General features: G+C 65.0%; 17 protein-coding genes. 12 read left to right on the top strand and 5 right to left on the bottom strand.

The window, feature by feature from the left end:
• Window positions 1–69 precede the first annotated feature (69 nt).
• The 8 genes from G335_RS0103835 (at window position 70) to G335_RS0103800 (ending at window position 9756) form a co-directional block, all read left to right on the top strand.
• Window positions 70–693: a cytochrome c gene (locus G335_RS0103835; protein WP_018168875.1), complete on the top strand. Its 624-nt coding sequence runs from the start codon at window positions 70–72 to the stop codon at window positions 691–693.
• Between the two features lie 266 nt (window positions 694–959).
• Window positions 960–3029, top strand: a complete 2070-nt coding sequence (locus G335_RS0103830) for a cytochrome c biogenesis protein ResB (protein ID WP_018175967.1) — start codon at window positions 960–962, stop codon at window positions 3027–3029.
• Window positions 3030–3055: 26 nt separating this feature from the next.
• Window positions 3056–4228, top strand: coding sequence for a c-type cytochrome biogenesis protein CcsB (gene ccsB / locus G335_RS0103825; RefSeq protein WP_018168873.1), 1173 nt, complete (start codon window positions 3056–3058; stop codon window positions 4226–4228).
• Window positions 4229–4861 (top strand): thiol:disulfide interchange protein DsbA/DsbL, encoded by a 633-nt coding sequence (locus tag G335_RS0103820; protein ID WP_018145046.1) that lies wholly within the window; start codon window positions 4229–4231, stop codon window positions 4859–4861. It abuts the gene before it with no gap.
• Window positions 4862–4888: 27 nt separating this feature from the next.
• Window positions 4889–6529, top strand: a complete 1641-nt coding sequence (locus tag G335_RS0103815) for an acetolactate synthase large subunit (RefSeq protein ID WP_018168871.1) — start codon at window positions 4889–4891, stop codon at window positions 6527–6529.
• 37 nt (window positions 6530–6566) lie between these two features.
• The gene (locus tag G335_RS0103810; protein ID WP_018145044.1) at window positions 6567–7448 is read left to right on the top strand and encodes an endonuclease/exonuclease/phosphatase family protein; all 882 of its coding nucleotides are present in this window, start codon (window positions 6567–6569) and stop codon (window positions 7446–7448) included.
• A gap of 117 nt (window positions 7449–7565) precedes the next feature.
• Complete coding sequence (locus G335_RS0103805; protein WP_018175966.1) at window positions 7566–8852, top strand: GGDEF domain-containing protein; 1287 nt, start codon at window positions 7566–7568, stop codon at window positions 8850–8852.
• Window positions 8853–8871: 19 nt separating this feature from the next.
• Entirely contained in the window at window positions 8872–9756 is an 885-nt protein-coding gene (locus G335_RS0103800; protein ID WP_018168869.1) for a carbohydrate kinase, read from the top strand.
• A gap of 562 nt (window positions 9757–10318) precedes the next feature.
• Here G335_RS0103800 and G335_RS0103795 read toward each other — a convergent pair.
• The 5 genes from G335_RS0103795 to G335_RS0103775 all read right to left on the bottom strand — a co-directional run bounded on the left by G335_RS0103795 (window position 10319) and on the right by G335_RS0103775 (window position 20785).
• Complete coding sequence (locus tag G335_RS0103795; RefSeq protein ID WP_018175965.1) at window positions 10319–11743, bottom strand: HlyD family type I secretion periplasmic adaptor subunit; 1425 nt, start codon at window positions 11741–11743, stop codon at window positions 10319–10321.
• An 8-nt stretch (window positions 11744–11751) separates the two neighbouring features.
• Window positions 11752–13905 carry a type I secretion system permease/ATPase gene (locus G335_RS0103790; protein WP_018175964.1) on the bottom strand — a complete coding sequence of 718 codons (2154 nt, stop codon included), beginning with the start codon at window positions 13903–13905 and terminating at the stop codon, window positions 11752–11754.
• 136 nt (window positions 13906–14041) lie between these two features.
• Complete coding sequence (locus G335_RS0103785; protein ID WP_018175963.1) at window positions 14042–18052, bottom strand: calcium-binding protein; 4011 nt, start codon at window positions 18050–18052, stop codon at window positions 14042–14044.
• A gap of 473 nt (window positions 18053–18525) precedes the next feature.
• The gene (locus tag G335_RS0103780; protein WP_018175962.1) at window positions 18526–19149 is read right to left on the bottom strand and encodes a hypothetical protein; all 624 of its coding nucleotides are present in this window, start codon (window positions 19147–19149) and stop codon (window positions 18526–18528) included.
• A gap of 274 nt (window positions 19150–19423) precedes the next feature.
• Window positions 19424–20785 (bottom strand): calcium-binding protein, encoded by a 1362-nt coding sequence (locus G335_RS0103775; protein ID WP_026304758.1) that lies wholly within the window; start codon window positions 20783–20785, stop codon window positions 19424–19426.
• Window positions 20786–21202: 417 nt separating this feature from the next.
• Between G335_RS0103775 and G335_RS0103770 the strand changes: the two genes are divergently transcribed.
• Genes G335_RS0103770 through ubiB form a run of 4 tightly spaced genes read left to right on the top strand, consistent with a single transcriptional unit; the run spans window position 21203 to window position 24644 of the window.
• A complete protein-coding gene (locus G335_RS0103770; RefSeq protein ID WP_018145031.1) occupies window positions 21203–21568 on the top strand; it encodes a gamma-butyrobetaine hydroxylase-like domain-containing protein in 366 nt (121 codons plus the stop codon).
• 13 nt (window positions 21569–21581) lie between these two features.
• Window positions 21582–22331, top strand: coding sequence for a bifunctional demethylmenaquinone methyltransferase/2-methoxy-6-polyprenyl-1,4-benzoquinol methylase UbiE (gene ubiE / locus G335_RS0103765; RefSeq protein ID WP_018168865.1), 750 nt, complete (start codon window positions 21582–21584; stop codon window positions 22329–22331).
• Between the two features lie 7 nt (window positions 22332–22338).
• The gene (locus G335_RS0103760; RefSeq protein ID WP_018168864.1) at window positions 22339–22959 is read left to right on the top strand and encodes an SCP2 domain-containing protein; all 621 of its coding nucleotides are present in this window, start codon (window positions 22339–22341) and stop codon (window positions 22957–22959) included.
• Window positions 22959–24644, top strand: coding sequence for a ubiquinone biosynthesis regulatory protein kinase UbiB (gene ubiB, locus G335_RS0103755; RefSeq protein WP_018168863.1), 1686 nt, complete (start codon window positions 22959–22961; stop codon window positions 24642–24644). Before G335_RS0103760 ends, ubiB begins: the two co-directional genes overlap by 1 nt.
• Window positions 24645–24646 lie beyond the last annotated feature (2 nt).

Here is a 24646-nt window from a genome sequence, read left to right as displayed (position 1 = left end):
CGCCCTGCCATGGGGCACAAGGAACGGGTCGAGACCCGGCACGCATTTACAAGCAGGAGATTCTCCATCATGAACCACAAGCTTTCCGCTCTCTTTGCTGCCCTGTCCGTATCCCTGCTGCTCCCGCTGTCGGCGGCCCAGGCGGGCGATCCTCAGCGCGGCCAGGAACTCTCCCAGTCCTGCGCGGCTTGCCACCAGGCTGACGGCAACAGCGTCAATCCGGAATGGCCCAAGCTCGCCGGCCAGCACCCGAAGTACACCACCAAGCAGCTGGAAGACTACAAGTCCGGCCGCCGTGAAAACTCGCTGATGGCCGGCCAGGTTGCCAACCTGGACGAGCAGGACATGCGTGACCTGTCCGCCTACTTCGCCGAGCAGAGCACCAGCAGCGGCACCGCCGACGAAGAAGTCGTCGAGCGCGGCGAACAGATCTACCGCGGCGGCATCCCGTCGCAGAATGTCGCCGCCTGCATCGCCTGCCACGGCCCCAACGGCAACGGCAACCCGGAAGCCATGTTCCCGGCCGTCGCCGGCCAGCACGCGCAGTACAGCGCCGACCAGCTGCGCTACTTCCGCAGCGGCGAGCGCGCCAACGATAACGGTCGCATGATGCGCAATGTCGCGCGCAACATGTCGGATTCCGACATCGAGGCCGTGTCCCAGTACATGGCCGGCCTGCAGACCGGTAACTGATCCGGTCCGCAGTTGTGCCGCGCAGGATGGGCGGCGAAGCGACCCAGGAAAGGGGCGGCCTCGGCCGCCCCTTTTTGTTGGGCGCAAGAAATACACGTTTTGCGGGAATGCCCTCGTAGCCATTTGCGTCATGGTGGGGCACGACCGAACTCCTCGGCACGCCATCGGTCCACCCAGTGCTCGCGGAACGCCCGTGCAGTTTGTCTTGGAAATTGAACCCCCTCGGGTTGCTTCGCATAGTCGCCAGGGTTAAAGCAGGTTTCAGAATGTCGAATATCGATCAGGCCGCAGACGCCGGCCCGTCCTCCGCATCTCGCCAGAAAGCCGCCCGCAAGCCGCGGCGTAGCCGCATCCTTGTGGATTTCATGGGCTCGATGACCCTGGCGATCACCCTGCTGGTGGCGCTGTCCATCGCCTCCGTGATCGGCACCGTACTGGTGCAGAACGAGCCCTATACGGAGTACCTGATGGATTTCGGGCCGTTCTGGCATGAGATCTTCGCCGGGATGGGCCTGTATCAGGTGTACTCCGCCACATGGTTCCTGCTGGTGGTGGCCTTCCTGGTCATCTCCACCTCCTTCTGCGTCTATCGCCAGTCGCCCGGACTGCTGAAGGACCTTCGCCGCTATAACCTGCAGGTCAAGGAAAAGTCCCTGCGCTCGTTTCACTCGAGCGCCACCGGCGACCTCGACCAGCCGCAGGACGAATTCGTCCAGCACGCCCATCGGGTGCTGAAGGCCCAGGGCTTCAAGGCCCGCGAGAAGAACAGCGATGGCCAGACCGTCATTGCCGCGATGCGCGGGCGCTGGAACCGCCTGGGCTACCTGCTGACCCATGTCGGCATTGTCGTCATCTGTGTCGGCGCCCTGGCCGATGGCACGACCCTGCTCAAGATCAACGAATGGCTGGGGAACCTGGAGATCGAGACCCGCAGCGTGCCGATCTCCGAGGTCCCGCGCTCGGCCTGGATCCCGGACTGGAACCCGTCCTTCCGCGGTTCGGTGGAGATCCCCGAGGGCGCCTCGGCCAACGTGGTCTTCCTGCCGATGCGGGAGGGCTATTTCGTCCAGGAACTGCCGTTCCGCATCGAATTGGAGGAGTTCCGCATTGAGCGCTTTTCCACCGGCGCCGAGAGCTCCTACGAATCGGACCTGATCATCCACGATCCGAACCGCGACGAGCCGCTGCGGCATACGATCTCGGTCAACTATCCGCTGATCTACAACGGCTACGCCATCTTCCAGGCCAGTTTTGCCGACGGCGGCACCCGCCTGGACATCGACGCCATCCCGCTGGGTGCCGAGGCGCTGCAAGCGCTCGAAGTCCCCGGCCGCGTGTTCCAGGAGATGGACATCCCGACCCCGGATGGCGATACCCGTACCATCGAATTCATCAATTTCCAGCTGGAGAACGTAGTCCCGCTCCTGAATGAAGAAGGCGTGCGCGAAAACCGGCACATGGGCCCGAGCTTCGACTTCCGCCTGATGGATCGCACCGGCCATGGCCTGTACTACCGCAACTACCAGCGCCCGGCCCTGCAGGAAGGGGCGATGTATTTCCTGAGCGGCGTGCGCGAGAGCCCGGCCGACGAGTTCCATTACCTGTTCCTGCCGGCCGATGCCGACAACTCGCTGGAACGTTTCCGCACCTATCTGGCCATGCTGCACAACCCGGAGGTGCGCAACGAGATCGCCCGCCAGGTCGCCCGTGACGACGACACCGTCGAGGGGTCGCAGAACCAGGCGATTGCGCAAACCGCGGCCGAACTGATGGGCCTGTTCGCCCAGGGCGGCTACATGGCCGTGCACAACGAGATCGAACGCCGCGTCCCGGCAGAACGCATCGAGGAAGTACGTGACCTGATGGTCCGCATCCTTCACGCCGGTCTTCAGGGGCTTTACATGGAGGTCCTGCAGGACGAGGGTGTGGTCTCGATCCAGGAAGAAGAACAGCGCTTCCTGGAGGACACGATCTCGGCGATCAACGCGATCAGCCTGTATCAGTCGCCGTTCTTCTTCCACCTGAAGGACTTCGAGCACCGCGAGGCCTCGGGCCTGCAGATCGCCCGCGCCCCGGGCCAGAGCACGGTGTACGTCGGCAGCACCATGCTGATTGTCGGGATCTTCCTGCTGTTCTACGTGTCCTATCAGCGCCTGTGGATCATGGCGCGGCGGCGCGAGGACGGCGAAGGCACCCACGTGGTGATGGCCGGCACCAGTAACCGCCATCAAGTGGAATTCGAGGAACGTTTCGCGCATCTTAAGCGCTGGATCATCGAGCAAAAGCCGGTCCGTTCGGACTCGGCTGGCGACGACAGTCACAACAAGAACGCCTGACCCGCGCGTAGCCGGAGGAGCACACCATGTCTGTACCCCACGAGGCCCTGGATTTCGAACGGCCCGGTTTCTTCCGCCAACTGCAGTTGCGCGACTGGGCCTACTTTGCACTGATGGCCGCCGTAGCGGTGATCTCGCTGACGTTCTACGGCGAGAACATGGACCGCTACGACATCGGCGGCCTGATCCTTGCGGTCGGCACCAGCGCCTGGATGGGCTGGTTCTGGCGCCCATGGCAGGCCTTCTCGATCATCGTCGGGGTGCTGGCGCTGTTCGGCATCTGGCTTTACGGCGACAGCCTGGCCGCCAACGAGACCAATTTCTGGCTGAACTACATCGGTTCCGGTCAGGCCGGCGTCATGTGGATGAGCGTGTTCCTCTATCTCTCCACCGTCGCCTATCTGATGGGCCTGTTCTCCAATTCCGATTTCCCCGCCCGCGTGGGTGCCGCCTTCGCCTGGGTCGGTGCTGGTGCGGGGGCCATGGCGCTGCTGGTGCGCTGGCGCGAGATCTACCTGACCGACCCGACCTGGGGCTACATCCCGGTGGCGAACCTCTACGAGGTGTTCATCCTGTTTGCGGCCCTGACCGCGCTGATGTACCTCTACTACGAGCAGCGCACCGGCTCGCGCAACATGGGTGCCTTCGTGATGCTCATCATCGCGGCCTCGGTCACCTTCCTGCTGTGGTACATGTTCACCCGCGACGCGCACATCGTCGAGCCGCTGGTGCCGGCGCTGAACAGCTGGTGGATGAAGATCCACGTACCCACCAATTTCGTGGGCTACGGCGGCTTTGCCATCGCCGCCATGCTCGGCGTCGCCTTCCTGATCCGCGATCGCCTGGAACGCACGCGGCCGGACGCCGCGATCACCCAGCGCATGCCGACCAAGGAGACGCTGGACAGCGTGATGTATAAGTCCATCGCGATCGGCTTCGCCTTCTTCACCCTCGCGACCGTGCTCGGCGCGATGTGGGCGGCCGAGGCCTGGGGCGGCTACTGGTCCTGGGACCCGAAGGAGACCTGGGCGCTGATCGTCTGGCTGAACTACGCGGCCTGGCTGCACATGCGCTTTACCAAGGGCTGGCGTGGCCCGACCATGGCCTGGTGGGCGATTGTGGGCCTGTTCATCACCACCTTCGCGTTCCTGGGCGTGAACATGTTCCTGTCCGGCCTGCATTCCTACGGAGAACTGTAAATGAAGCGTCGTGAATTCATGGGCGCCCTGGGCGGCGCCGGCCTGCTGCTCGCCACCGGTACCAGCCTCGCGGCCGAATACCGCGAAGGCCAGCACTACCGGGCCATCCAGCCGCCGCTCGACACCGGCCTGGAGGACGGCAAGATCCAGGTCGTCGAGATCTTCTGGTATGGCTGCCCGCACTGCTACGAATTCGAGCCCAAGGTCCAGGCGTGGAAGCCCGGCCTGGCCGACGACGTACAGTTCGAATACCTGCCAGCACCGATGAACGATGTCTGGGCGCTGCATGCCCGGGTGTACTACACCGCAGAAAAGCTGGGCGTGCTCGACGAGGTGCATCAGGCGTTCTACGACGCGATCCACGATCAGGGCCGCCAGCTGCGCTCGGAAAGCGCCATCCTGCGCTTCATCAACCAGCGCGGACTCGACGCCGACGAATTCCGCGAAACCATGCGCTCCGACGCGATTCGCCAGCGGATCGTCGAGGCCACCGAGGCGGTGCAGGACTACGCCGTGAGCGGCGTGCCCACCCTGGTCATCAATGGCGAGGCCAGCGTCTCCGCCAGCATGGCCGGCGGGCACGACGAAATGCTGGAGGTTGCCGACTACCTGATCGAACGTGCCCGCGGCTAACGCGGGCCCGCTCCGACGGGTTCGGCCATGAGCGATCCGACCACCGCCCAGCGTCTGGTCGAGTGCCTCGAACAGGAGGGCGTTGAACGCATCTTCGGCCTCCCCGGCGAAGAGAACATGGCCGTTCTCGACGCCCTGGCCGATTCCCCCATCGAGTTCGTCACCACCCGTCACGAGCAGGGCGCTGCCTTCATGGCCGACGTCCACGGGCGGCTGTCCGGCAAGGCGGGCGTCTGTCTGGCGACCCTGGGACCCGGCGCCACCAACCTGATCACCGGCGTCGCCGACGCCAACATGGATCACGCCCCCCTGGTCGCAATTGCCGGCCAGGCCAGCACCCATCGGCTGCACAAGGAATCGCACCAGGTCCTCGACCTGAAGGGCCTGTTCCAGCCGATCACCAAGTACAGCTCACAGGTGCTGGAACCCGAGATCCTGCCCGAGGTGATCCGCAAGGCCTTCAAGTGGGCCGAAGGCGGCAAACCCGGTGCCAGCTTCATCGAGCTGCCAGAGAACATCGCCTCACTGCCGTGCCCGAATCCACCCTTGCCGGTACATGCCGGCCCGGCCGCCGTACCGGCCGAAGCCTCCCTGGAGGCGGCCGCACGCCTGCTGAACGAGGCCCGGCACCCGCTGATCCTGGCCGGGAACGGCGTGATCCGTTCCGGCGCCAGCGGCGCCCTGGCCATGCTCGCCAGCGCCCTGAACATTCCGGTCGCCAACACCTTCATGGCCAAGGGCGTACTGCCGTTCCGCCACCCGCTGGCGCTGGGCTCGGTCGGCCTGCAAAGCCAGGACTTCGTGAATTTTGGCTTCCACAAGGCCGATGTGATCGTCTGCATCGGCTACGACCTGGTCGAATACCCGCCCAGCTTCTGGCATCCGGACGCCGACCGGACCCTGATCCATATCGACTCCGCGCCGGCCGAGATCGACGGTCACTACAATGTGACCGCCGAGGTACTGGGCGATCTGACGACCTGCCTGCACCGCCTGGCGGAACAGGTGAGCCCCCGCGAAGAGACCATCCTGCGCCCGCTACGCCAGAGCCTGATCGACGACATGAACGAGCACCGCAACGACACCCAGGTGCCGCTCAAGCCGCAAAAGCTGATCTGGGATCTGCGCACCGCCGCCGACCTCGACGCGATCATGATCACCGATGTGGGCGCGCACAAGCTCTGGATGGCGCGCATGTTCCGCTGCGAGCTGCCCAATACCTGCCTGATCTCCAATGGCTTTGCCAGCATGGGGATCGCGCTCCCGGGCGCCATTGCCGCCGCCAAGCTCCACCCCGAACGCCAGGTGGTCGCGGTCACCGGCGATGCCGGCTTCCTGATGAACGTGCAGGAACTGGAAACGGCGGTTCGCCTGGGCCTCAACTTCGTTGTGCTGATCTGGAACGACAACGCCTACGGCCTGATCGAGTGGAAGCAGGTGCGCGAATATGGCCGCAAGGCTTTCGTCGAGTTCGGCAATCCGGACTTCGTGCAGCTGGCGCAGTCGTTTGGGGCGCAAGGCGTGCGCATCGAACCCGGCGACAGCCTGGAGATGGCGCTGCGCGAGGCCCTGGTAACACCCGGGGTCACGATCATCGACTGCCCAGTGGACTACAGCGAGAACATGAAGCTGACGGAACGTTTGGGCGAACTGGTTTGTCCATTCTGACAACGCGGACTTCCCCGCCAGCAGGAGACGACCCGCGATGACCTCGATCGCGTCCGGCCATGATCGCACCGCGCCCACCGGGCCCGAGGGCGCGACACAACCGGAAGCCTCCACCCCGGAACGCCTGGGATATCACCACGAGCAGGGCAGCCAGCGCCTGCGGCTCTTGAGCTTCAACGCCCAGGTCGGCATCCACTCCTCCCGGTTGCATCACTACCTGACCAACAGCTGGAAGCACGTGCTCCCCTACGGTGGGCGCATGGACAACCTCGACCGGGTGGCACGCTTTATCTCGGAGTTCGACATCGTCGGTGTGCAGGAACTGGACGGGGGTAGCCTGCGCAGCAACTTCGTCGATCTGGCCTCCTATCTCTCCGAACGTGCGCAGTTCCCGTATACCTACAACCGGATCAACCGCGATCTGGGGCAGTTCGCCAAGCACTCCCTCGCCCTGTTCTCGCGCTTGGAGCCGGACCGGGTGGAGATGCACCGTCTGCCCGGAGCGCTGCCCGGCCGTGGCGCGATTGAGGCCCGCTACGCCATGGGCGACGGCGAGGAGCTGGTGCTGTTCCTGCTGCACCTGGCCCTGGGCAAGCGCACGCGGAAATCCCAGCTGGCCTACGTCGCGGAGCATATCCAGGATTTTCCACATGCGATCGTGATGGGCGACCTCAACTGCCAGCAGGACAGCGAGGAACTGCGGCAACTGGTCGCGCGTACCGGGTTGATGGAGCCGATGGCCTGCCCGGCCACCTATCCCGCCTGGGACCCGCGCCTGGTGTTCGACCACATCCTGCTGACCCCCGACCTGCACGTCAGCGACGTGCGTGTCTACAACGTGGCGCTCTCCGACCACCTGCCGGTCGGTATCGAGATCGAACTGCCGCAGCGCCAAGCCCTTCATGATCCAGCGCACTAAACCGATGCCGAAAGACGGGTACGGTTCGAGCGCTAGTGGGTACATTAGTCCGTGTTTCCCTGGCATCCACCCCATTTCCGCGTTTAAATAGGCGCGCCTACTATCCGGGATTTCCCGATGTCCGATAGCGATCTGCGCAAGACCATTATCGAGCTCGAGCGCTCGCTGGATCGGGAGCGAGCCCTGCAGGACGCGATCCGCCGCGTCGCCCTGCGATCGCTCGCGGTGGTCTCCGCGAAGGTGCCGGCACTGGAAGGCGCCGTGCGCGACCTGACCCGCGCCATCGAATCCGACCCCGGCGACACCGCCTGGCTGGATCGCTTGAGCGGCCAGCTGGCCGACGCCGTGCGCTCCAGCGATCAGCGAGAGGACCTGGCCGACGGCATCCTCGCGGTCGTCCAGCGTGGCCTGCTCGGCTTCGAATTCCTCGACCCCGAGCTGGAGGCCCTCACCCGGGCCGCCGATCGGCGCGACAAGGCAGAGATCGAACGCACCCTCACACGCCTGTTCTCGGTGATGCACGACAAGTGCGAGCAGGCAATGACGGAGCGCGAAGAACTCACCGAGGTCGTCGGCGAGATCTGGCACCGCCTGGAAGACGTGGATACCGCCCTGTCCGAAGACGAGGCGCGCGGCCAGCGCGCCCGGGAATCGGTCTCCGAGCTGCACGCGGGGATCTCCGGGGATGTCGAGCACATCAAAGGCCGGGTGGTCGACGTCGAGGACCTCGCGACGCTGCGCACCGAGGTGACCCGCGGTCTCGACCGCATGGTGGAGCGCGTCACCACGTTTCGGAACGAGCAGGAAGACGAACTGCAGGTGGTGCAGGAACGGAACCGCCTCCTGCGCTCCAAGGGCCGCAGCCTGGAGGGTCAGGTGCAAGCACTGCGCAACCGGCTGGAGCAGGCGCGCGCCGAAGCCAGTCGCGACAGCCTCACCGGCCTGCCCAATCGAATGGCCTTCGAACAGCGGCTGGAGCAACTCCCCGCAGAACTCGAGAAATCGGGCGCGGCCTCGCTGCTGGTCTGGGACATCGACCACTTCAAGACCATCAATGACGAGTACGGCCACACTGCCGGCGACAAGGTCCTGCGGGCGGTCGCCGAGATCCTGGCCGAGGGCGTGCGCGAGCCGGATTTCGTCGCGCGCTACGGCGGGGAGGAATTCGTGATGATCATCCATCGCGAGCCTGACGCTGCATACAGCCAGGCCAATACCATCCGCGACGCTGTGGACCGTCTGATCGTGCGCTCCGGCAAGACGCGTCTGAAGGTCACCATCTCCGCCGGGCTGGCCGGAATCGATCCCGCCGCCGCCCCGGAGGCGATATTCGATGCCGCCGACCACGCGCTGCTACAAGCGAAAAAGCGAGGCCGTGACCGCATCGAGCGGGCCGGCGACTGATCCACTGCCGAGGGAACCCATGAACGGCACGCCTCAACCCCACCTGATCTTCGGCGAAGTCCTGTTCGATTGCTTCCCCGACGGTACGCGCGTCCTCGGCGGCGCGCCCTTCAACGTCGCCTGGAACCTGCACCAGCTGGGCGAGGCCGCCTGTTTCGTGGGCGGAGTCGGGGACGACGCGGACGGCCGCAGCATCCGCGAGCGCATGAACCGCATCGGGATGGACACCCGCGGCCTGTACAGGCACCCCGCGGCCCCCACCGGCCAGGTCCGCATCGCCCTGGAAGACGGCGAACCGACCTACACCATCGTCCCTGACCAGGCCTATGACACCGTTCCGGCGGAATGGGCGGACCAGCTGCCGGACACCGCGGGCCTCCTCTATCACGGCACGCTCGCCCTGCGCGCGGACAACCGCGAGCTACTGGAACGGTTACAGGCCCGCGCACAACATCGTTTCGTCGACGTGAACCTGCGCGCACCGTGGTACCAGCCTGACGACGTCCTCGCGCTGATGCGCGGGGCCGACGTGGTCAAGCTGAACACCGACGAGGCGGCCACGCTGGCCCCCGACGTCGCCGCACCGGAGCGCTCGGCGGCGCTCCTGGAACGCGCCGCGATCCGCTCCGCCCTGATCATCACCCACGGCGCCGACGGCGCAGCCATCCACACCACCGATGGCCAGCACTGGCAGGCCCCAGCCCCCGCGGTCGACGGCTTCCGCGACGCCGTAGGCGCCGGCGACGCCTTCGCCAGTGTCGCCATCATCGGCCAGCAACACGGTTGGCCCTGGGCGACCACGCTGGAGCGCGCGCTCGGGTTCGCAGCCGCCGTCTGCTCCCTGCAGGGCGCCACCAGCGAAGACTCCGACTTCTACCACCGCGCCCGCACCGCCTGGAGCTAATCGCTCCCTTCGCACAAACAATGCCCCGCGCACAAAAACCGGCGGCAATCTGACTCCAGAGAAGGGACTCAGCCCATCCTCACGACACTGGGCAGCGATGAGAGCCAAGCCGAGCATGTATCGCTTGTGGGCATTACAACCCCGCAACTAACCCAATGGGACGCTGATCGCTTTGCAGCTCGCCCATACAGCGCGGTGACAGATCATTAACCGTGCCCTGTCAGTACACAGACCGACTCCAACACGAACGTTTCCATCATGCGATGCCGCCCTATCGCCTAGGGAGACGCTGATTGAATCGCGCGCTCGCGTTGGTGCCCCCTGTTTTCCGAGACAAGGCGCGTCGTGCAGCGCGTAGTGGTTCTACCCGCAAGCGGCGCAACGAAGGATCGGGGAACAGGGGGCACCAACCCGACAAGTGATTGAAAGAGCGGGCTCGGCCGCTTTTGCGCGCGCACGGCGTTGCTGCTCCCTTGTGCAGAATGACTGCACGGCAGTCACCGCGCCTTGTGCGCACGCAAAAGCGACTCGAGCGCGAGCGCGCGATTCAATCAGCGTCTCCCTAGCGCTCCCCCAGGCTCTCGTTGGCGGCGCGCAGCAACGGCGCGAGGAAGTACTCGATGATCCGGCGGTAACCGATCTTGATCTCGACCGTCGCCATCATGCCCGGTGCGATGCGCACCGCCTCGCCATGGACATCCACGGTGTCCTGCTCCAGGCGGACACGTACCACAAAGACCAGTCCCTGTTGCTCGTCCTGCACCGCATCCTGCGAGACGTCCGTCACCACACCGTCGATGGTGCCGTACTTGGTATAGGGGAACGTCTGCAGCTTGACCTCGGCCTCCTGGCCGGCCCGGACAAAGCCGATGTCCTTGTTGGGCAGGGTGGCCTCGACTTCGACGGCCCCGTCCTCGGGAACCACGACCATCAACGGACGGGCTGGCTCCACGACCCCACCCACCGTGTGCACCGCCAGTTGCTCGACCGTGCCATCCACGGGGGCCCGCAGGCGGGTCAGTTCGTCCAGGCGGCGCGCCTTGATCAGGTCCTGGCGCAGCGACTCGGCGTCCGAACGCGCCCGGTGCAGAATATCCAGCGCCTCACGACGACTCTCCGCGCGCAAGGCCTCGCGTTGTTCCCGGACTTCGTGCAGCGCCGCTTCCGCCTCGGCCAGGCGCGCGCGCTGGGCGATCAGTTGATGCGTCGTCTCGATGTAGTTCTGTTCCAGCTCCAGTTGTTCGTGCGCCGCGGCCAACCCCTGGTCGGATAACTGGCGAAAATCCTCGCTGCGACGGCGGATGATGGGCAGGGTGTTTTCCAGGCTGATCACCATCGCCCGGGTCGCCTCCACCTCCTGCTGACGCCGGGCCGTTTCCGCCTGGAGTTGCTGGATCCGTGCACGGTAGTGGTGGACATGCCCGACCAGCACGCGCTCCTCGAGCCGCCTTGCGTTTTCCGGGACGGGGTAGCCGGTGTTGAGAAGCGGGATTCCTTCCTCCGCCTCCAGGGCTTCGAGAAAGGCCTCCGACCGCGCGGCGGTGAGTCGCGTGGAACGATACTCAACGCCCAGGCGCTCCAGATCGGCCCCGGGCAGGGTCGGATCCAGCTCGATCAGGATCTCTCCCGCCTTCACGCGCTGGCCGTCGCGCACGTGGATAGCATGCACGCTGGCCGTCTCGGTAGCCTGGATCGTCTGGGTACGTCCATCCGGTACCACTCGGCCCTCGGCAACCGCCACGATGTCCATGCGCCCCAGGGTCGCCCAGATCAGCGCGAGTACCGCCAGCAAAAGGATGGCGCCGACAATCACCCGGGGCAGTGGATGCACGGGCGTCTCCTGCAGGGAGAGGGCCGCGGGCATGAACTCATGCTCGTGTGTCTGGCGGCGCGGCGGATCCATTTCCCGCCGCCGCGCCCAGGCACGGGCGAATACCCATCGATAGCGTCCTCCCAGGTCACCCCAGGCCTTGCGCAGAATGCCCATGCCGTCCCTCACTCTCGCTGCATGCGCAGCAGACCCGCATAAAAGCCGCCCTCGCGCCCCGCCAGTTCGTCATGGCTACCGGACTCGATGATCTGGCCGTGCTCCATGGCAATGATGCGATCGCTACGGCGTACCGCGCTCAACCGGTGCGCAATAATGATGACCGTGCGCCCGCGCGCAATGTGCTGCATGTTCTGCTGAATGAGCCGCTCCGACTCGTAGTCCAGCGCGCTCGTGGCCTCGTCGAAGATCAGGATGCGGGGATCGTTCATCAGCGCCCGGGCGATCGCAATGCGCTGGCGCTGCCCGCCGGAGAGGCTGGAGCCGTGCTCACCCACGGTTGTGTCATATCCCTCGGGCGTTTCCAGGATGAAGTCATGCGCGCCCGCCTGGCGGGCGGCGGTCATCACCTGCTCCAGCGATGCGCCCGGACTGGCCAGGGCGATGTTCTCGCGAATCGACCGGTTGAAGAGCATGTTCTCCTGTTGCACGACCCCGATCTGGCGGCGCAGCGAGCTGATCTCGGCCACCGCCAGGTCGGTCCCGTCCACCAGCACGCGCCCGCGTTCGGGGACGTACATCCGCGCCATCAGTTTGGCGAGCGTGCTCTTGCCCGAGCCCGAGCGACCCACCACGCCCAGCACTTGGCCGGGCGGGATCTCCAGGCTGAGCCCGCGCAGCACCTCGGGGCCGTCGGGCCGGTAACGGAAATGCACCTGATCGAACTCGATGCGCCCCTCCAGACGCGGCAGGTTGCTGCGGTTGGCGAACGAGGACTCGGTCGGCGCGTTGAGGATGTCGCCAAGACGCTGCATGGAGATCCCCACCTGCTGGAAGTCGGTCCACATATTGGCTAGCCGCATGATGGGTTGTGCCACGCGGGCCGCCAGCATGTTGAAGGCGATCAGCTGGCCGACGGTCAGGTCCCCCTCGATGACCAGGCGGGCCCCGAGCCACAACGTACCCACCGTGACCAGCTTGCCCACCAGCGAGATCAACTCGCGGGCGATGGTCGACAGACGTGTGGTGTGCAGCCCGGCCGAGACATAGCCCGCCAGCTGCTCGTCCCATTTCTTGGTGGTCTGCGGCTCCACCGCCATGGTCTTGAGGGTGTCGATGCCGTTGATGCTCTCGACCAGGAAGGCCTGGTTCTCGGCCCCGCGGTTGAACTTCTCGTGCAGGCGCGCCCGCAGCGGTGGCGTGATCAGCACCGAGATCAGTACGTACAGCGGGAGCGAGGCGATCACGATCAGCGTCAGCCACCCGCTGTAGAGCAGCATCACGGCGATGAAGACGACCGAAAACAACAGGTCCAGCACCAGCGTCAGCGCATTGCCGGTCAGGAATTCGCGGATGTTTTCAAGCTCCCGCACGCGGGCCACCGAGTCCCCGACTCGACGTGACTCGAAATAGCCCATGGGCAGGTGGATCAGGTGGCGAAACAGGCTCGCCCCGAGCTCGACATCGATGCGGCTGGCGGTGTGCGCCAGGATATAACTGCGCAACCCGGACAGCACCACCTCGAAGACCATCACCGCCAGCAGGCCGATCGCCAACACATCCAGCGTGGTCAGGCTGCGATGGACCAGCACCTTGTCCATCACCACCTGGAAGAACAGCGGCGTGACCAGGGCAAAGATCTGGAGGAAAAACGAGGCGAGCATCACCTCGCCCAGCAGCTTGCGGTGCTTGACCAGCGCCGGGACGAACCAGGTGAAGTCGAACTTGCCCAGTTCCGCCCTGAGCAAGGCCCGGGAGGTGAGCAGGACCAGCTCGCCGGACCACAGCTCTTCTAGCGCCTCCCAGGACATTCGCTCCGCCTGTCCCCGGCCAGGGTGCTGCACCAATACGCCCTGCTCGCCGACGCGCGCCAACACGAAAAAGCGCCCGTCGGTAGCCTGAGCGATCGCGGGCAGGGGCGTGTGCTCGAGCCGCGCTAGTTTCGTCCGGACCCGCTTGGCCTTGAGCCCCAGATGCCGTGCACCGTGCAGGATGCGATCGAAATCGAATGGCTGACCATCCGGGGCAAACTCATGGCGCAGCTGCGCCGGGTTGGCCGGCACCCCGTGATACTGCGCCAGCATCGCCAGCGCGGTCAGTCCTGTGTCGAGGGCCCCGTTCTCGTCGTGCGGGTCCGGGGCGGCCTTCCCTGGCGAATCCATGCTGCCTCGCTTGATCCGTCACCGGCATCCGTGCCGGGGACATGCAAAAGCCGGCGGCCCGCTTAATCGGGCCGCCGGAGTTGAACTGGAAAAGCGGGGCGGCCGCGAAGAACCGGCCCCGCGGGTGGCTACCGCTTCATTGCCACGCGGAAGCGACCACGGGCTGGAGCTGCTCCCGGTACGCCTCGGGGATGCGGGTCTCGTCCGCACTCGGCGGGTCGAACGCGGCCATAGCCTGCACCAGCTTGTTGACCTCGGACGCCGCCAATACCTCACCGCTTGAGAGTTCCACCTGATCCAGGGTCTCGCCCTGCGGACCAAACCACGCATCCACCGTGACGCGGTCATCCGTGCCGATCACCTCCACGGCCAGGTCGCGACCGTCCTGGCGGAACCAGAGCTGGTCCGCCGCGATATCCTCGCCCAGGAGCAGGGTGTCCTCTCCCGGGTCGCGGGCGCGCTCGACGATCCGGTCGTGCCCGTCTCCGCGCTCGAAGAAATAGGTATCGCTGCCCGCGCCACCGTACAGGACATTGCTACCGCGACCGCCGTGGATGAAGTTGTCACCACCCTCGCCGCGCAGGACATTGTCGCCGTCGTTGCCGATCAGGGTGTTGTCGAGCTCGTTGCCCCGGCCCCAATAGTCACCGTCCCCGGTCAGGGTAAGGTTCTCCACGTGATCGGGCAGCCGGAAGTGGGTCTCCGCCTTCACGGTATCCGTGCCACCACCTTCCTGCGCGATCACCTTCGTGCCCGGGTTGCTGACCACGTACGTGTTGTCCCCGTCACCCCCGTACAGGAAGTTGGCGGAGCGGCTGCCGCCCACCAGCACGTTGTTGCCGCTGACGCCGTAGAGGTGATTGGGGCGTTCCGTGCCGATGATGATGTTGTCCTCGTCGTTGCCGCGCCCGACCCGGGCATCGCCCACTAGCGTCAGGTTCTCCACGTTGTCCGGCAGGGTGTAGTCGAAGGGGCTGATCACCGTGTCGTTGCCCTGGTTCGGCTTTTCGATGACCACGTCCTCCTCGCTGTTGAGGATGTAGGTGTTGTCGCCCCGGCCACCGGCCATCACGTTCGCGCCGGCCACGCCGTTGAGAACGTTGTCGCCATTGTTGCCCTGGATGTAGTTGTCCAGCTCGTTGCCGGTCCCGTCGATATCGGCCCAACCGGTGAGGATCAGATCCTCCACATTGTCGGGAAGGGCGTAGGTCACCGAGGACCGGATGGTGTCGTGGCCCTCGCCGGACTGTTCGATCACCACGTCGTCCTCGCTGTTGACCACGTAGATGTCGTCGCCCGCGCCGCCGATCATGATATTGGCACCGGCGCGGCCGTCGATGTAGTTGTCGCCCTCCACGCCATTCAGCACGTTGTCGCCGGTGTTGCCGGTGATCACGTTGTCCAGCGTGTTGCCCGTGCCATCCAGATCCGCGCCGCCCATCAGTGTCAGGTTGTTCACGCTGTCCGGCAGGACATAATCGATGTACGAGTGCACGGTGTCGTTGCCCTCGCCGGGCTGTTCGATCACCAGGTCGTCGTCGCTGCGCACCACATAGGTGTCGTCGCCGGCACCGCCAATCATGACGTTGGCGCCGCCACGACCATCGATGTAGTTGTTGCCCGCCACGCCGTGCAGCACGTTGTCGCCGGTGTTGCCGATGAGCTCGTTGTTCAGCTCGTTGCCCGTGCCATTAAGATCCTCGCTGCCCAGCAGGTGCAGGTTCTCCACGTTGTCGGGCAGGACGTAGTCGATGTGGGACTGGACGGTGTCGTTCCCCTCGCCCGGCTGCTCGATCACCACGTCGTCGGTGCTGTGCACCACGTAGGTGTTGTTGCCGCGGCCACCGATCATGGTGTTGGCACCCGCGACCCCGTCGAGCCGGTTGCTGCCGGAGTTCCCGATCAGGACGTTGTCCAGTTCGTTGCCGGTGGCGTTGACCCCGCTACGGCCCAGCAGCGTCAGGTTGTGGAGGTTGTCGGACAGGGTGAACGACACGTGCGACTGCACGGTGTTGATGCCATCCGCCGATTCCGCGATCACCTGATCATCCCGGTGCCGGACCACGAACAGGTTGTCGCCTTCGCCACCCACCAGCACGTCAGCATCCCGACCGCCGTGCAACCAGTTGTCGCCGGAGCCACCGGTCAGGGTGTTTTCGCCTTCATTGCCCACCAGGATGGCGTTCTCCGTCCCGCCGGTCAGCTCGTCGCCCTGGGTCGAGCCGAGCTGTAGCAGGGACAGGTCGAAGCTGTGGCCATCCGCGAAGCGCAGGGTGTTGATACGGTGGCGCTCGGCATCGGCACTGCCGAACCAGTTTTCGATGGTGATGCTGTCACGACCGTTGCTGTGCGCCAGCACCAGCGAACTGCCCTCGGCGCGGATGTCCAGATCGCCGGCGCGAATCTCCGGGCCGAACTCCAGCACGCTGTGGCCGCTGTCGCCGTGCATCTCGATAATCGTGTTGTGGCCCTGGCCGACATCGAAACGGTAGGTGTTGTTGCCGGCACCGCCATACAGGATGTCGTTGCCCGAGCCGGCCTGCAGCACGTCATCGCCATCACCGCCCAGCAGCCAGTCGCCGCCGGAACCGGCGGTAAGCTCCGCACCGTCGTTGCCCCCAAACACGATCTCGGAGGCGGCCGTACCTTCACCGTCGGCGCGCACCCCGTCCCAGCCGAAGTCGGCCAGGGCATCCTGCACCGCCGGATCATCACCTGCCTGCGCGAGCCAGTCGCGCAGCACGCCATGGCTGTCGAAGCCCATGGGCGAGAGCTGTTCGCCGGTCGCGCGCTGCAGTTCCAGAAGGTCCGCCACGCCACGGGCCGGGTCCGCATCGAACTGCTGCTGCAGGGCCTCCGTGGTGCCCGCGAAGTCGATGCGGATACCGTCTTCATCGAAGACCAGGTCCATCCCTTCCAGATAGGGCGCCAGATGGGTCTGGCGCATCATCTGCCCGTACATGGTCGTCTGCAGAATGTCGAAGCCGGCGCGCAGCTCACCCGAAGCCATGACCCTCGGGTCGGGGCTGCCATGCTGGCGGAACTCCCGCCCCAGAAACGCCTCCAGGGTGGCGACCTTGCGCCCGTCGATATGGGAGCCCCGGCCCTCCGGGTCCACGTCACTGACGCCCGCCCACTCGTACAGCAGGTTCTCCATGCGGGCTTCACGAGCCTTCACGTCCGTCTCGGCCATAAAGGCCTCGACCTGCTCGCGGAGCTGGCCGCTGTCGTCCCGCACCAGCGCCTGATGCAGATCATGCACCTCGCCGTAGCCCATTAGGTCGGGCAGGGTGGCGATGTCTTCCGGCACGTCCAGGCGCTCGCGCGCCTCGGTCTGCGCGGTGTCCTGGATGAACCACACGTCCGTGGCCTCGCCTTCGCGGCCGTCCGCCCACTCGAACCGGCCGATCTGGCGATGTTCGTTGCCATGCTCATCCACGTAGGTGGAGTTGGTGTAGCCCAGATCGATGGAACCGATGCCGACTTCGTCCAGGGTCAACAGTTCACCGTCGTCGACCTCGCCGTTGCCGTTGGTGTCCTGCCACAGGCGCAGGTCGCCCCAGGCCTCGTCGCCCGGGTCGATGCGGCCATTGCCGTTGGTGTCGTGGATCGCCAGCGCCTCGAAGCCGTTCATGGCGGTCACGCCTTCCTCAATCTCGCTGGCATTGCCGAACAACTCGCTGCCGGTCTCGATCTCTTCGTTCCCGGTCAGGTCCATCGCCAGCAGCGCATCCGCAGGCCCCACCCAGCCGGTCGCCTGCGCAAACCCGTCGCCGTTGTGATCGAACTGCACCCCGGCCTCCAGACCGAGCGTGGAGATACCGTTGCCGTCCAGGTCCAGGATGATGGGGGAGGCGTGGGATTCGCCGCGGTTGAAGAAGTCTCGCACGTCATTGATGAAGTTATTGGTCCAGAAGCCCCAAGCAGACCGCACCATATCCCGAACCGCATCGGCCGCTGCCTGGGCCCAATCCACCGAATCGTCCCACGTATCCGCCACCGCCTCTTTGGTCCTCTCAAAGACGTCTGCAACGCCTTCCGTCACGCGATCCCATTGATCCCCGAACCATTCGGTCGCAGCATCAATCTTATCATTGATCGAATTCAGATTATCTCGCAGCCAATCGGTAACCCGCTCATCTTTCAACCATTCCGCTGCAAAATGCCCAGCAACGGCACCTACCGTAGCCGCGATGGCAGCTGTAGCAGCCACAGGGAATACCCCGGCTAACACAACACCCGTCCCGGCGGAGACAGCCACCCCAACCGCAATGCTCGTCGCAACCTTAGCGACTTTTGACGAGTCGCCTTCCGCTGCAGCTATGCCAAGATGTATAATGTTCAAAACACCGGCCCGCGTGTACGAAAACGCTCTGAATGATTTCAGATCGTCGTTTGACATCCCCCCAAATTTCTTCCCAACGTCCTGAAGGGAACTAAGAAATATATCGCTTGCCGAGGATATAACACTAACGACGTCGGTTCCGCTTGGCGAAGAATCATCAGACTCATCAGGTGGATTCGGGGTAACAACAATGTTCAACACCCCCTCATCGTCATAATACCAAAGCCTATCATCATGATCGGACATGCTCTTTACCTCCCTGTAAAGTATGTAGCCTAGCCACGCAGCGTGCGGACCAGGACGTCACGAAAAAACACCAGATGCTGACCCAGTATTGCACCAATTAAACCGTACATTGGGACCCAATAAATCATCACCGCAAAAGACCACTCCTGCATACTCGATAGGCCAATCTTTTCAGCGGAATGAGTCACGTCAGAAGAAAACGCATATAGCCCGAAATAGACGATCAATACCATCGGAACCCATCCAAAAAGCAAACCAAATGCTATCTTAGGAGAGACACCCTCACCAATAATCCTTACTACTCCTAAAACCACCATGCGGCGGCGGTTGAAGAATAAAAAAGACGCCGCAACCAAGATCGAATAAAAAAATGCGATCGCGAATATGTAAGGCATCTGATCTCTGAGATTATAAGCGAAATTGGTACGTCCCTGAGCGGCCGGCACGTTGGCGAGTAACCACTCGGTCGGGACACTCAGCCAAGTGGGTGGGTTATTCACGTCCATGTAATACAGGACGTACCACAACAAAACCTTCGCCAACACAGCGACACCCACCAACCCCCATCGCACCCGACGCCAGCGTCGATCTTGGTCTTCAGTAGGGCCGGGCACGCCCTCAAACCAGTCGATTACGCCTTGCTTCATGCCCATCTCACACTCAGTGTGGCCGAAGACGCCGCGACGAAACCTTGCCAAAGGTTCAGGGGGATGCCGGACGTGTAGCGCGGGCCATCGCGGCACGGTCTTACCTTTCGCGCTACGGGCAGCATTTGTGAAGAATGCAGAACCTCGCCCCTTGCGCTTGGCCGAACAGTCCGGCGATAGCTTCCGGCGCCCCCAAGTGTTGGGGGATCTGCGAGCAAATCAGGCAGCATCGGTCTGATAGAAACTGTGCGGCTGGTATGTTGCGACACGCTATTCACGGTTACGGTCTTACGGCGGAAAATGCCTCGGGGAGATCGATGATCTCTCCGTCGGCGAGGCGAACGGCGTACAGACGGTGGCGTTCCGGGTTGATGGAGCCGAACCAGTTCTGGATGCGGACGCTGTCCTTGGCATTTCGGTGGGCGATCACCAGCTCGTGGTCCTCGACGTGAACATCGACATCTTCGGGGCGGATGTCCGGGCCCAGCTCGAGTACGCTACGGCCGCGGTCTCCGTGCATCTCCACCAGGATGTTATGGCCGGTACCGACGTCAAAGCGGTAGGTATTGTCGCCAGCGCCGCCATACAACAGATCGTCACTGGGCCCGGGCTGCAGGACATTGTCGCCATCGCCCCCGAGCAGCCAGTCACCGCCGGATCCGGCCTTCAGCGTTGCGGCATCATTGCGGGCCACGACAATCTCGCGCTCCACCGTGCCTTGGCCACCCATGCGCACGCCGTCCCAGCCCAGGGCCGATAGCGCCGCCTGCACACTCGGGTCGCCCCCAGCCTCGACCAGCCAGTCGCGCATCAGGCGGTAGGGATCGAAGCCCATTGCGCGCAGGCGCTCGCCACCCGCCCGCTCGAATTCGAACAAATCGGTCAGCCCTCGGGCCGGGTCGCGCTCGAAGCTCTCCTTCAGGGCGCTCGTGGTATCGGAGAAATCGAAGCCGGGACCGGATTCGTTCAGGGCAAAGCTGATCGCATCGAAGTAGGGCGCCAGGTGCGTCTGCCGCATGAGCTCGCCGTACATCGCCGTTTTCAAGATCGCGAAGGCCTTGTGCAACTCCGATGCTCCTCCCGGGCGAGGGTCGGGGCTGCCCTGCTGGCGGAAATCCCTGTCCAGGAAGGCCTCCAGGGTGACAAGCTTGCGGCCATCGATGTTCGGCCCCCGGTCTTCCGGATCGACGTCGGCGGCTCCGGCCCATTCAAACAGCAACGCTTTCATGCGGGCGGCACGCGCCTGCACGTCGGTCTCGTTTCGAAAGGCCTCGACATGCTCGCGCAAACGGCCGCTGTCGTCGCGCTCCAGGGCCACGCGCAGGTTCGGCACGTTGCCGTAGCCCTTCAGGTCAACGTCAGCGCCAGAACCAGCCGGAATACTCGGGTCCCGGATATCGCCCAGGGAACGCGGCTCCGAACCACCCCGCCCGGTCGAAACCTCGGATGAAAGCTCTGACGAGTGATCCGGAGACCACCCCGGAAGAGGGACGCCACCTGCGGTCGAGGAAAACCCTTGCTTGAACCCCCGAGCGAACTCGGCCGCGAAGAGGTTCACGCCATGCCGGACCTCGGGTAGCAACGTATACACCGCACCCAGGCAGGCCAGCACGAATACAACGGTGACCAGGGCAGACCTCATGAGGCCACCCTCCCGAACGGCCGGAAAGAAGCGGCCTCGGCGATGCGAGCAGGAGACCCTGGGGCTGAACACCAGGCAAAACGGCGGTCCTGCGACTCTGCGCGGCGATCGTCCGCAAGGCGCGGGAGAGCACGACGGCCTATCCAGGCACCTGGCGCAAGGAATTCGTCGTCCGACTCTTGTCGAGATGGGGGCACGCCAATCCGTGGCGAAGTCATGGACATTCCCTTTCCATGAATAAGGCTGCGGACTCTGACGCGCCACCCAAAGGGTGTCAAGATCCGCAGACCTGCGGTGCGCGGGGAGATGCCACGCTGGCCCGCAGGGCTGGTATCCTCGCAGTCCATTGATGGCCGCCGTTTGGCGGTCCGCTGATTCGGTTCGGGCGGCGCCCGGACTGTGGATTCTGGAGGCCGCATGAGCAGTACCCACCGACCCACCGATATCCAGCTGCATCAGAAGTCGCGCATCCTGGAGCTGACATATTCGGACGGCTCGCATTTCGAGTTGCCCTGCGAGTTCCTGCGCGTGTATTCGCCCTCGGCCGAGGTGCGCGGGCACGGCAAGGGCCAGGAGGTGCTGCAGGTCGGCAAGGAAGACGTGAACATCACCGGGATCGAGCCGGTCGGAAACTATGCGGTGAAGCTCGTGTTCTCCGACGGGCACGACACCGGCATCTATGACTGGGACTACCTGCACGAACTCGGCACGAACCAGGAGCGACTGTGGCAGGATTACCTGGATCGGCTGAAAGAGGCCGGACACGAGCGCAAGACGCACTGACAACGGCACTTTGATGAAAGAAGAATCCGGCAAGACCCACTTCGGCTACCAGAGCGTCCCCGAGTCCGAGAAGGCCTCGCGGGTCGGCGAGGTGTTCCATTCGGTCGCCTCGCGCTACGACGTCATGAACGACCTGATGTCCATGGGCGTCCATCGCATCTGGAAGCGCTACACCCTGGAGCGCACGGGCGTGCGCCCAGGCATGAAGATCCTGGACCTGGCCGGCGGCACCGGGGACCTCGCCGGGGCCTTTGCCCCACGGGTCGGACCGAAGGGTCAGATCGTGGTCTGCGACATCAATGCCTCGATGCTGGAGGCCGGGCGCGACCGCATGCTGGACGAGGGCCATGTGGGTAACCTCGACTTCGTGCAGGCGGACGCCGAACAGCTCCCCTATCCGGACGACTACTTCGACCGCGTGACCATCGCCTTCGGCCTGCGCAACGTGACCCGCAAGGAGCGCGCGCTGGCCGAGATGCGCCGGGTGATCAAGCCGGGCGGGCGCGTGCTGGTGCTGGAGTTCTCGCAACCGATGGCGCCGCTGCGCCCGATCTACGATGTCTATTCGTTCAAGATGCTCCCCCTGATGGGCAAGCTGGTCGCGAACGACGCTGACAGCTACCGCTATCTGGCCGAATCCATCCGCATGCACCCGGACCAGGAAACCCTGGCCGGCATGATGCGCGACGCCGGACTGGAACGGGTCGAATACGACAACCTGACCGGCGGCATCGTCGCCCTGCACCGCGGCACCAAGCTCTAGCATTTTCATGGCCGAACCCTTCGCCCTGCCCAGTCCGTTCGCGGCCCTGATCGAGGCCACACTGAACGAACACCTGGCCAGCGCTCCGGAGAAGGACCGGGCGCGGCTGGCCGGGCGTGCGATCGCCATCGTGATCGAGCCACCGGGGCTCGCGCTGTCGCTGGTCGGGGCCGCCGACCGGCTGCAGGTTACAGGCGGCGTCGAGGAGCCAGTGGACGTGCAGCTGAAGGGCTCGCCGCTGTCGCTGGCCGCGGCGATGGCACGTGACGACCGCTCCGGGTTGAGCATTACCGGGGATGCGACCGTGCTCTCCGACCTGCAACATGCACTGCGCGATGCCGGTATCGACTGGGAAGATCTGTTCGAACGCTTTGCCGGCGCCGGAGCGGCCGGGCCGCTGCGGCATCTGCTGGACCAGGCGCGCGACAGCCTGCGGCACCTGGGCCGGCGCTCCGCCGAGGACACGGCCGACTACCTGCGCGACGAGCTCGAGTGGCTACCGGCCGGCGGCGCGTTCGAGGCCTTCGCCGAAGACGTAGCCACGCTGCGCGACGACGTCGCCCGGCTGGATGCGCGGCTGCGTCGTCTGGAGGCATCGGCCTCCGCACCTGACGACCGGCAGGCCTGATGCGCCGCGCGCTGTACCGGGGCCTGCGGCTGTGGACCATTGCGCGGGTCCTGGTGCGCTATCGCCTGGACGTCATCCTGTTCACGCTGAAGCCGCTGCGCCCGCTCAGCTTCCTGCTCTATCTCGCCCCCTGGAACTGGTTCCGCCGCACCGAGGGCACGCGCGGCGAGCGCATCCGCCGCGCACTGGAGGACCTGGGCCCGATCTTCATCAAGTTCGGGCAGATGCTCTCCACCCGGCGCGACCTGCTGCCGGACGACATCGCGATCGAGCTTGCGCGCCTGCAGGACCGGGTGCCGCCGTTCCCCAGTGACCAGGCGCGCGCCGTGATCGAGGCCGAGCTGGAACGCCCGATCGAGATCGCCTTCGCCGCCTTCGAGGACACGCCGATCGCCTCGGCCTCCATCGCCCAGGTGCACGCGGCCACGCTGCAGGACGGGCGCGAGGTGGTCGTGAAGGTGGTGCGCCCCGGCATCCTCAAGACCATCCGTGCGGATCTCGAGGTCATGCACCTGATCGCGGACCTGGCGGACCGCTACTGGTCCGAGGCCAAGCGCCTGCGCCCGCGCGAGGTGGTGGACGAATACGAAAAGACCATCACCGACGAACTGGACCTGATCCGCGAGGGCGCGAACGCCGCCGCGATCCACCGCAACTTCGAGGACAGCCACCTCCTCTACATCCCGGAGATCATCTGGGATTACACCCGCCGCAGCGTACTGGTGATGGAGCGCATCGGCGGCCTCCCGGTGGCCGATGTGGCCGCCCTGCGCGAACGCAACGTGGACCTGAAGCTGCTGGCCGAACGCGGGGTGGAGATCTTCTTCACCCAGGTGTTCCAGCACAACTTCTTCCACGCCGACATGCACCCGGGCAACATCTTCGTCGATGCCACCCACCCGGACGACCCGACCTACCTGGCCGTGGACTTCGGCATCGTCGGCTCGCTGCTGGACTCCGACCAGCGCTATCTGGCCGAGAACTTCCACGCCTTCTTCAACCGCGATTACCGCCGCGTGGCCGAACTGCACGTGGAATCCGGCTGGGTCCCGAAGGACACCCGCGTCGACGAGTTCGAGGCGGCGATCCGCACCGTGTGCGAACCGATCTTCCAGCGTCCGCTGGACGAGATCTCCTTCGGTCAGGTCCTGTTGCGCCTGTTCCAGACCGCTCGGCGGTTCAACATGGAGGTCCAGCCGCAGCTGGTGCTGCTGCAGAAGACCCTGCTGAACATCGAGGGCCTGGGCCGCCAGCTCTACCCCCAGTTGGACCTGTGGACCACCGCCAAGCCGTTCATCGAAAAATGGATGCACGAACGCATGGGCGTGCGCGCATTCATCCGCAACGCGCAGCAACACCTGCCGCGCCTGCTGGCGCACCTGCCGGAACTGCCGATGCACCTGGAGAAGGCCCTGACCGTGGAGGAACAGCGGGCCGAGCGCGACGCCGCGCTACGCCGCCAGATCCTCGAGCTGGAAAACGGGCTGAGGCGCCAGTCCCGCCGCCGCAACGAGGGCTGGGCGGGTGTGGCCCTGCTGGCCCTCGCGGGGCTGGCCACGCAGCTGGAGGTCACCGCCTGGCAGGGGCTTGCCTGGCCGGCCTGGCCGCTCGCGCTGATCGGCGCCGGCGTGCTGCTGTTCAGCCTGCGCCCCGGCCCCCGGCGCCGTCCCGTCACGGACGACTGAGC

The sequence above is a fragment of the Thioalkalivibrio sp. AKL8 genome (genome assembly GCF_000380525.1).
GTDB lineage: Bacteria > Pseudomonadota > Gammaproteobacteria > Ectothiorhodospirales > Ectothiorhodospiraceae > Thioalkalivibrio > Thioalkalivibrio versutus.
This window is presented reverse-complemented; position numbering and strand designations above follow the sequence as displayed.

Coding starts and splice junctions, on each gene's coding strand:
- G335_RS0103800 (WP_018168869.1), top strand. CDS start 8,872: ATGAACGGCACGCCTCAACCCCACCTGATCTTCGGCGAAGTCCTGTTC.
- G335_RS0103760 (WP_018168864.1), top strand. CDS start 22,339: ATGGCCGAACCCTTCGCCCTGCCCAGTCCGTTCGCGGCCCTGATCGAG.
- G335_RS0103835 (WP_018168875.1), top strand. CDS start 70: ATGAACCACAAGCTTTCCGCTCTCTTTGCTGCCCTGTCCGTATCCCTG.
- G335_RS0103795 (WP_018175965.1), bottom strand. CDS start 11,743: ATGGGCATTCTGCGCAAGGCCTGGGGTGACCTGGGAGGACGCTATCGA.
- G335_RS0103815 (WP_018168871.1), top strand. CDS start 4,889: ATGAGCGATCCGACCACCGCCCAGCGTCTGGTCGAGTGCCTCGAACAG.
- G335_RS0103775 (WP_026304758.1), bottom strand. CDS start 20,785: ATGAGGTCTGCCCTGGTCACCGTTGTATTCGTGCTGGCCTGCCTGGGT.
- G335_RS0103805 (WP_018175966.1), top strand. CDS start 7,566: ATGTCCGATAGCGATCTGCGCAAGACCATTATCGAGCTCGAGCGCTCG.
- G335_RS0103790 (WP_018175964.1), bottom strand. CDS start 13,905: ATGGATTCGCCAGGGAAGGCCGCCCCGGACCCGCACGACGAGAACGGG.
- G335_RS0103820 (WP_018145046.1), top strand. CDS start 4,229: ATGAAGCGTCGTGAATTCATGGGCGCCCTGGGCGGCGCCGGCCTGCTG.
- ubiB (WP_018168863.1), top strand. CDS start 22,959: ATGCGCCGCGCGCTGTACCGGGGCCTGCGGCTGTGGACCATTGCGCGG.
- ccsB (WP_018168873.1), top strand. CDS start 3,056: ATGTCTGTACCCCACGAGGCCCTGGATTTCGAACGGCCCGGTTTCTTC.
- G335_RS0103780 (WP_018175962.1), bottom strand. CDS start 19,149: ATGGGCATGAAGCAAGGCGTAATCGACTGGTTTGAGGGCGTGCCCGGC.
- G335_RS0103830 (WP_018175967.1), top strand. CDS start 960: ATGTCGAATATCGATCAGGCCGCAGACGCCGGCCCGTCCTCCGCATCT.
- ubiE (WP_018168865.1), top strand. CDS start 21,582: ATGAAAGAAGAATCCGGCAAGACCCACTTCGGCTACCAGAGCGTCCCC.
- G335_RS0103770 (WP_018145031.1), top strand. CDS start 21,203: ATGAGCAGTACCCACCGACCCACCGATATCCAGCTGCATCAGAAGTCG.
- G335_RS0103810 (WP_018145044.1), top strand. CDS start 6,567: ATGACCTCGATCGCGTCCGGCCATGATCGCACCGCGCCCACCGGGCCC.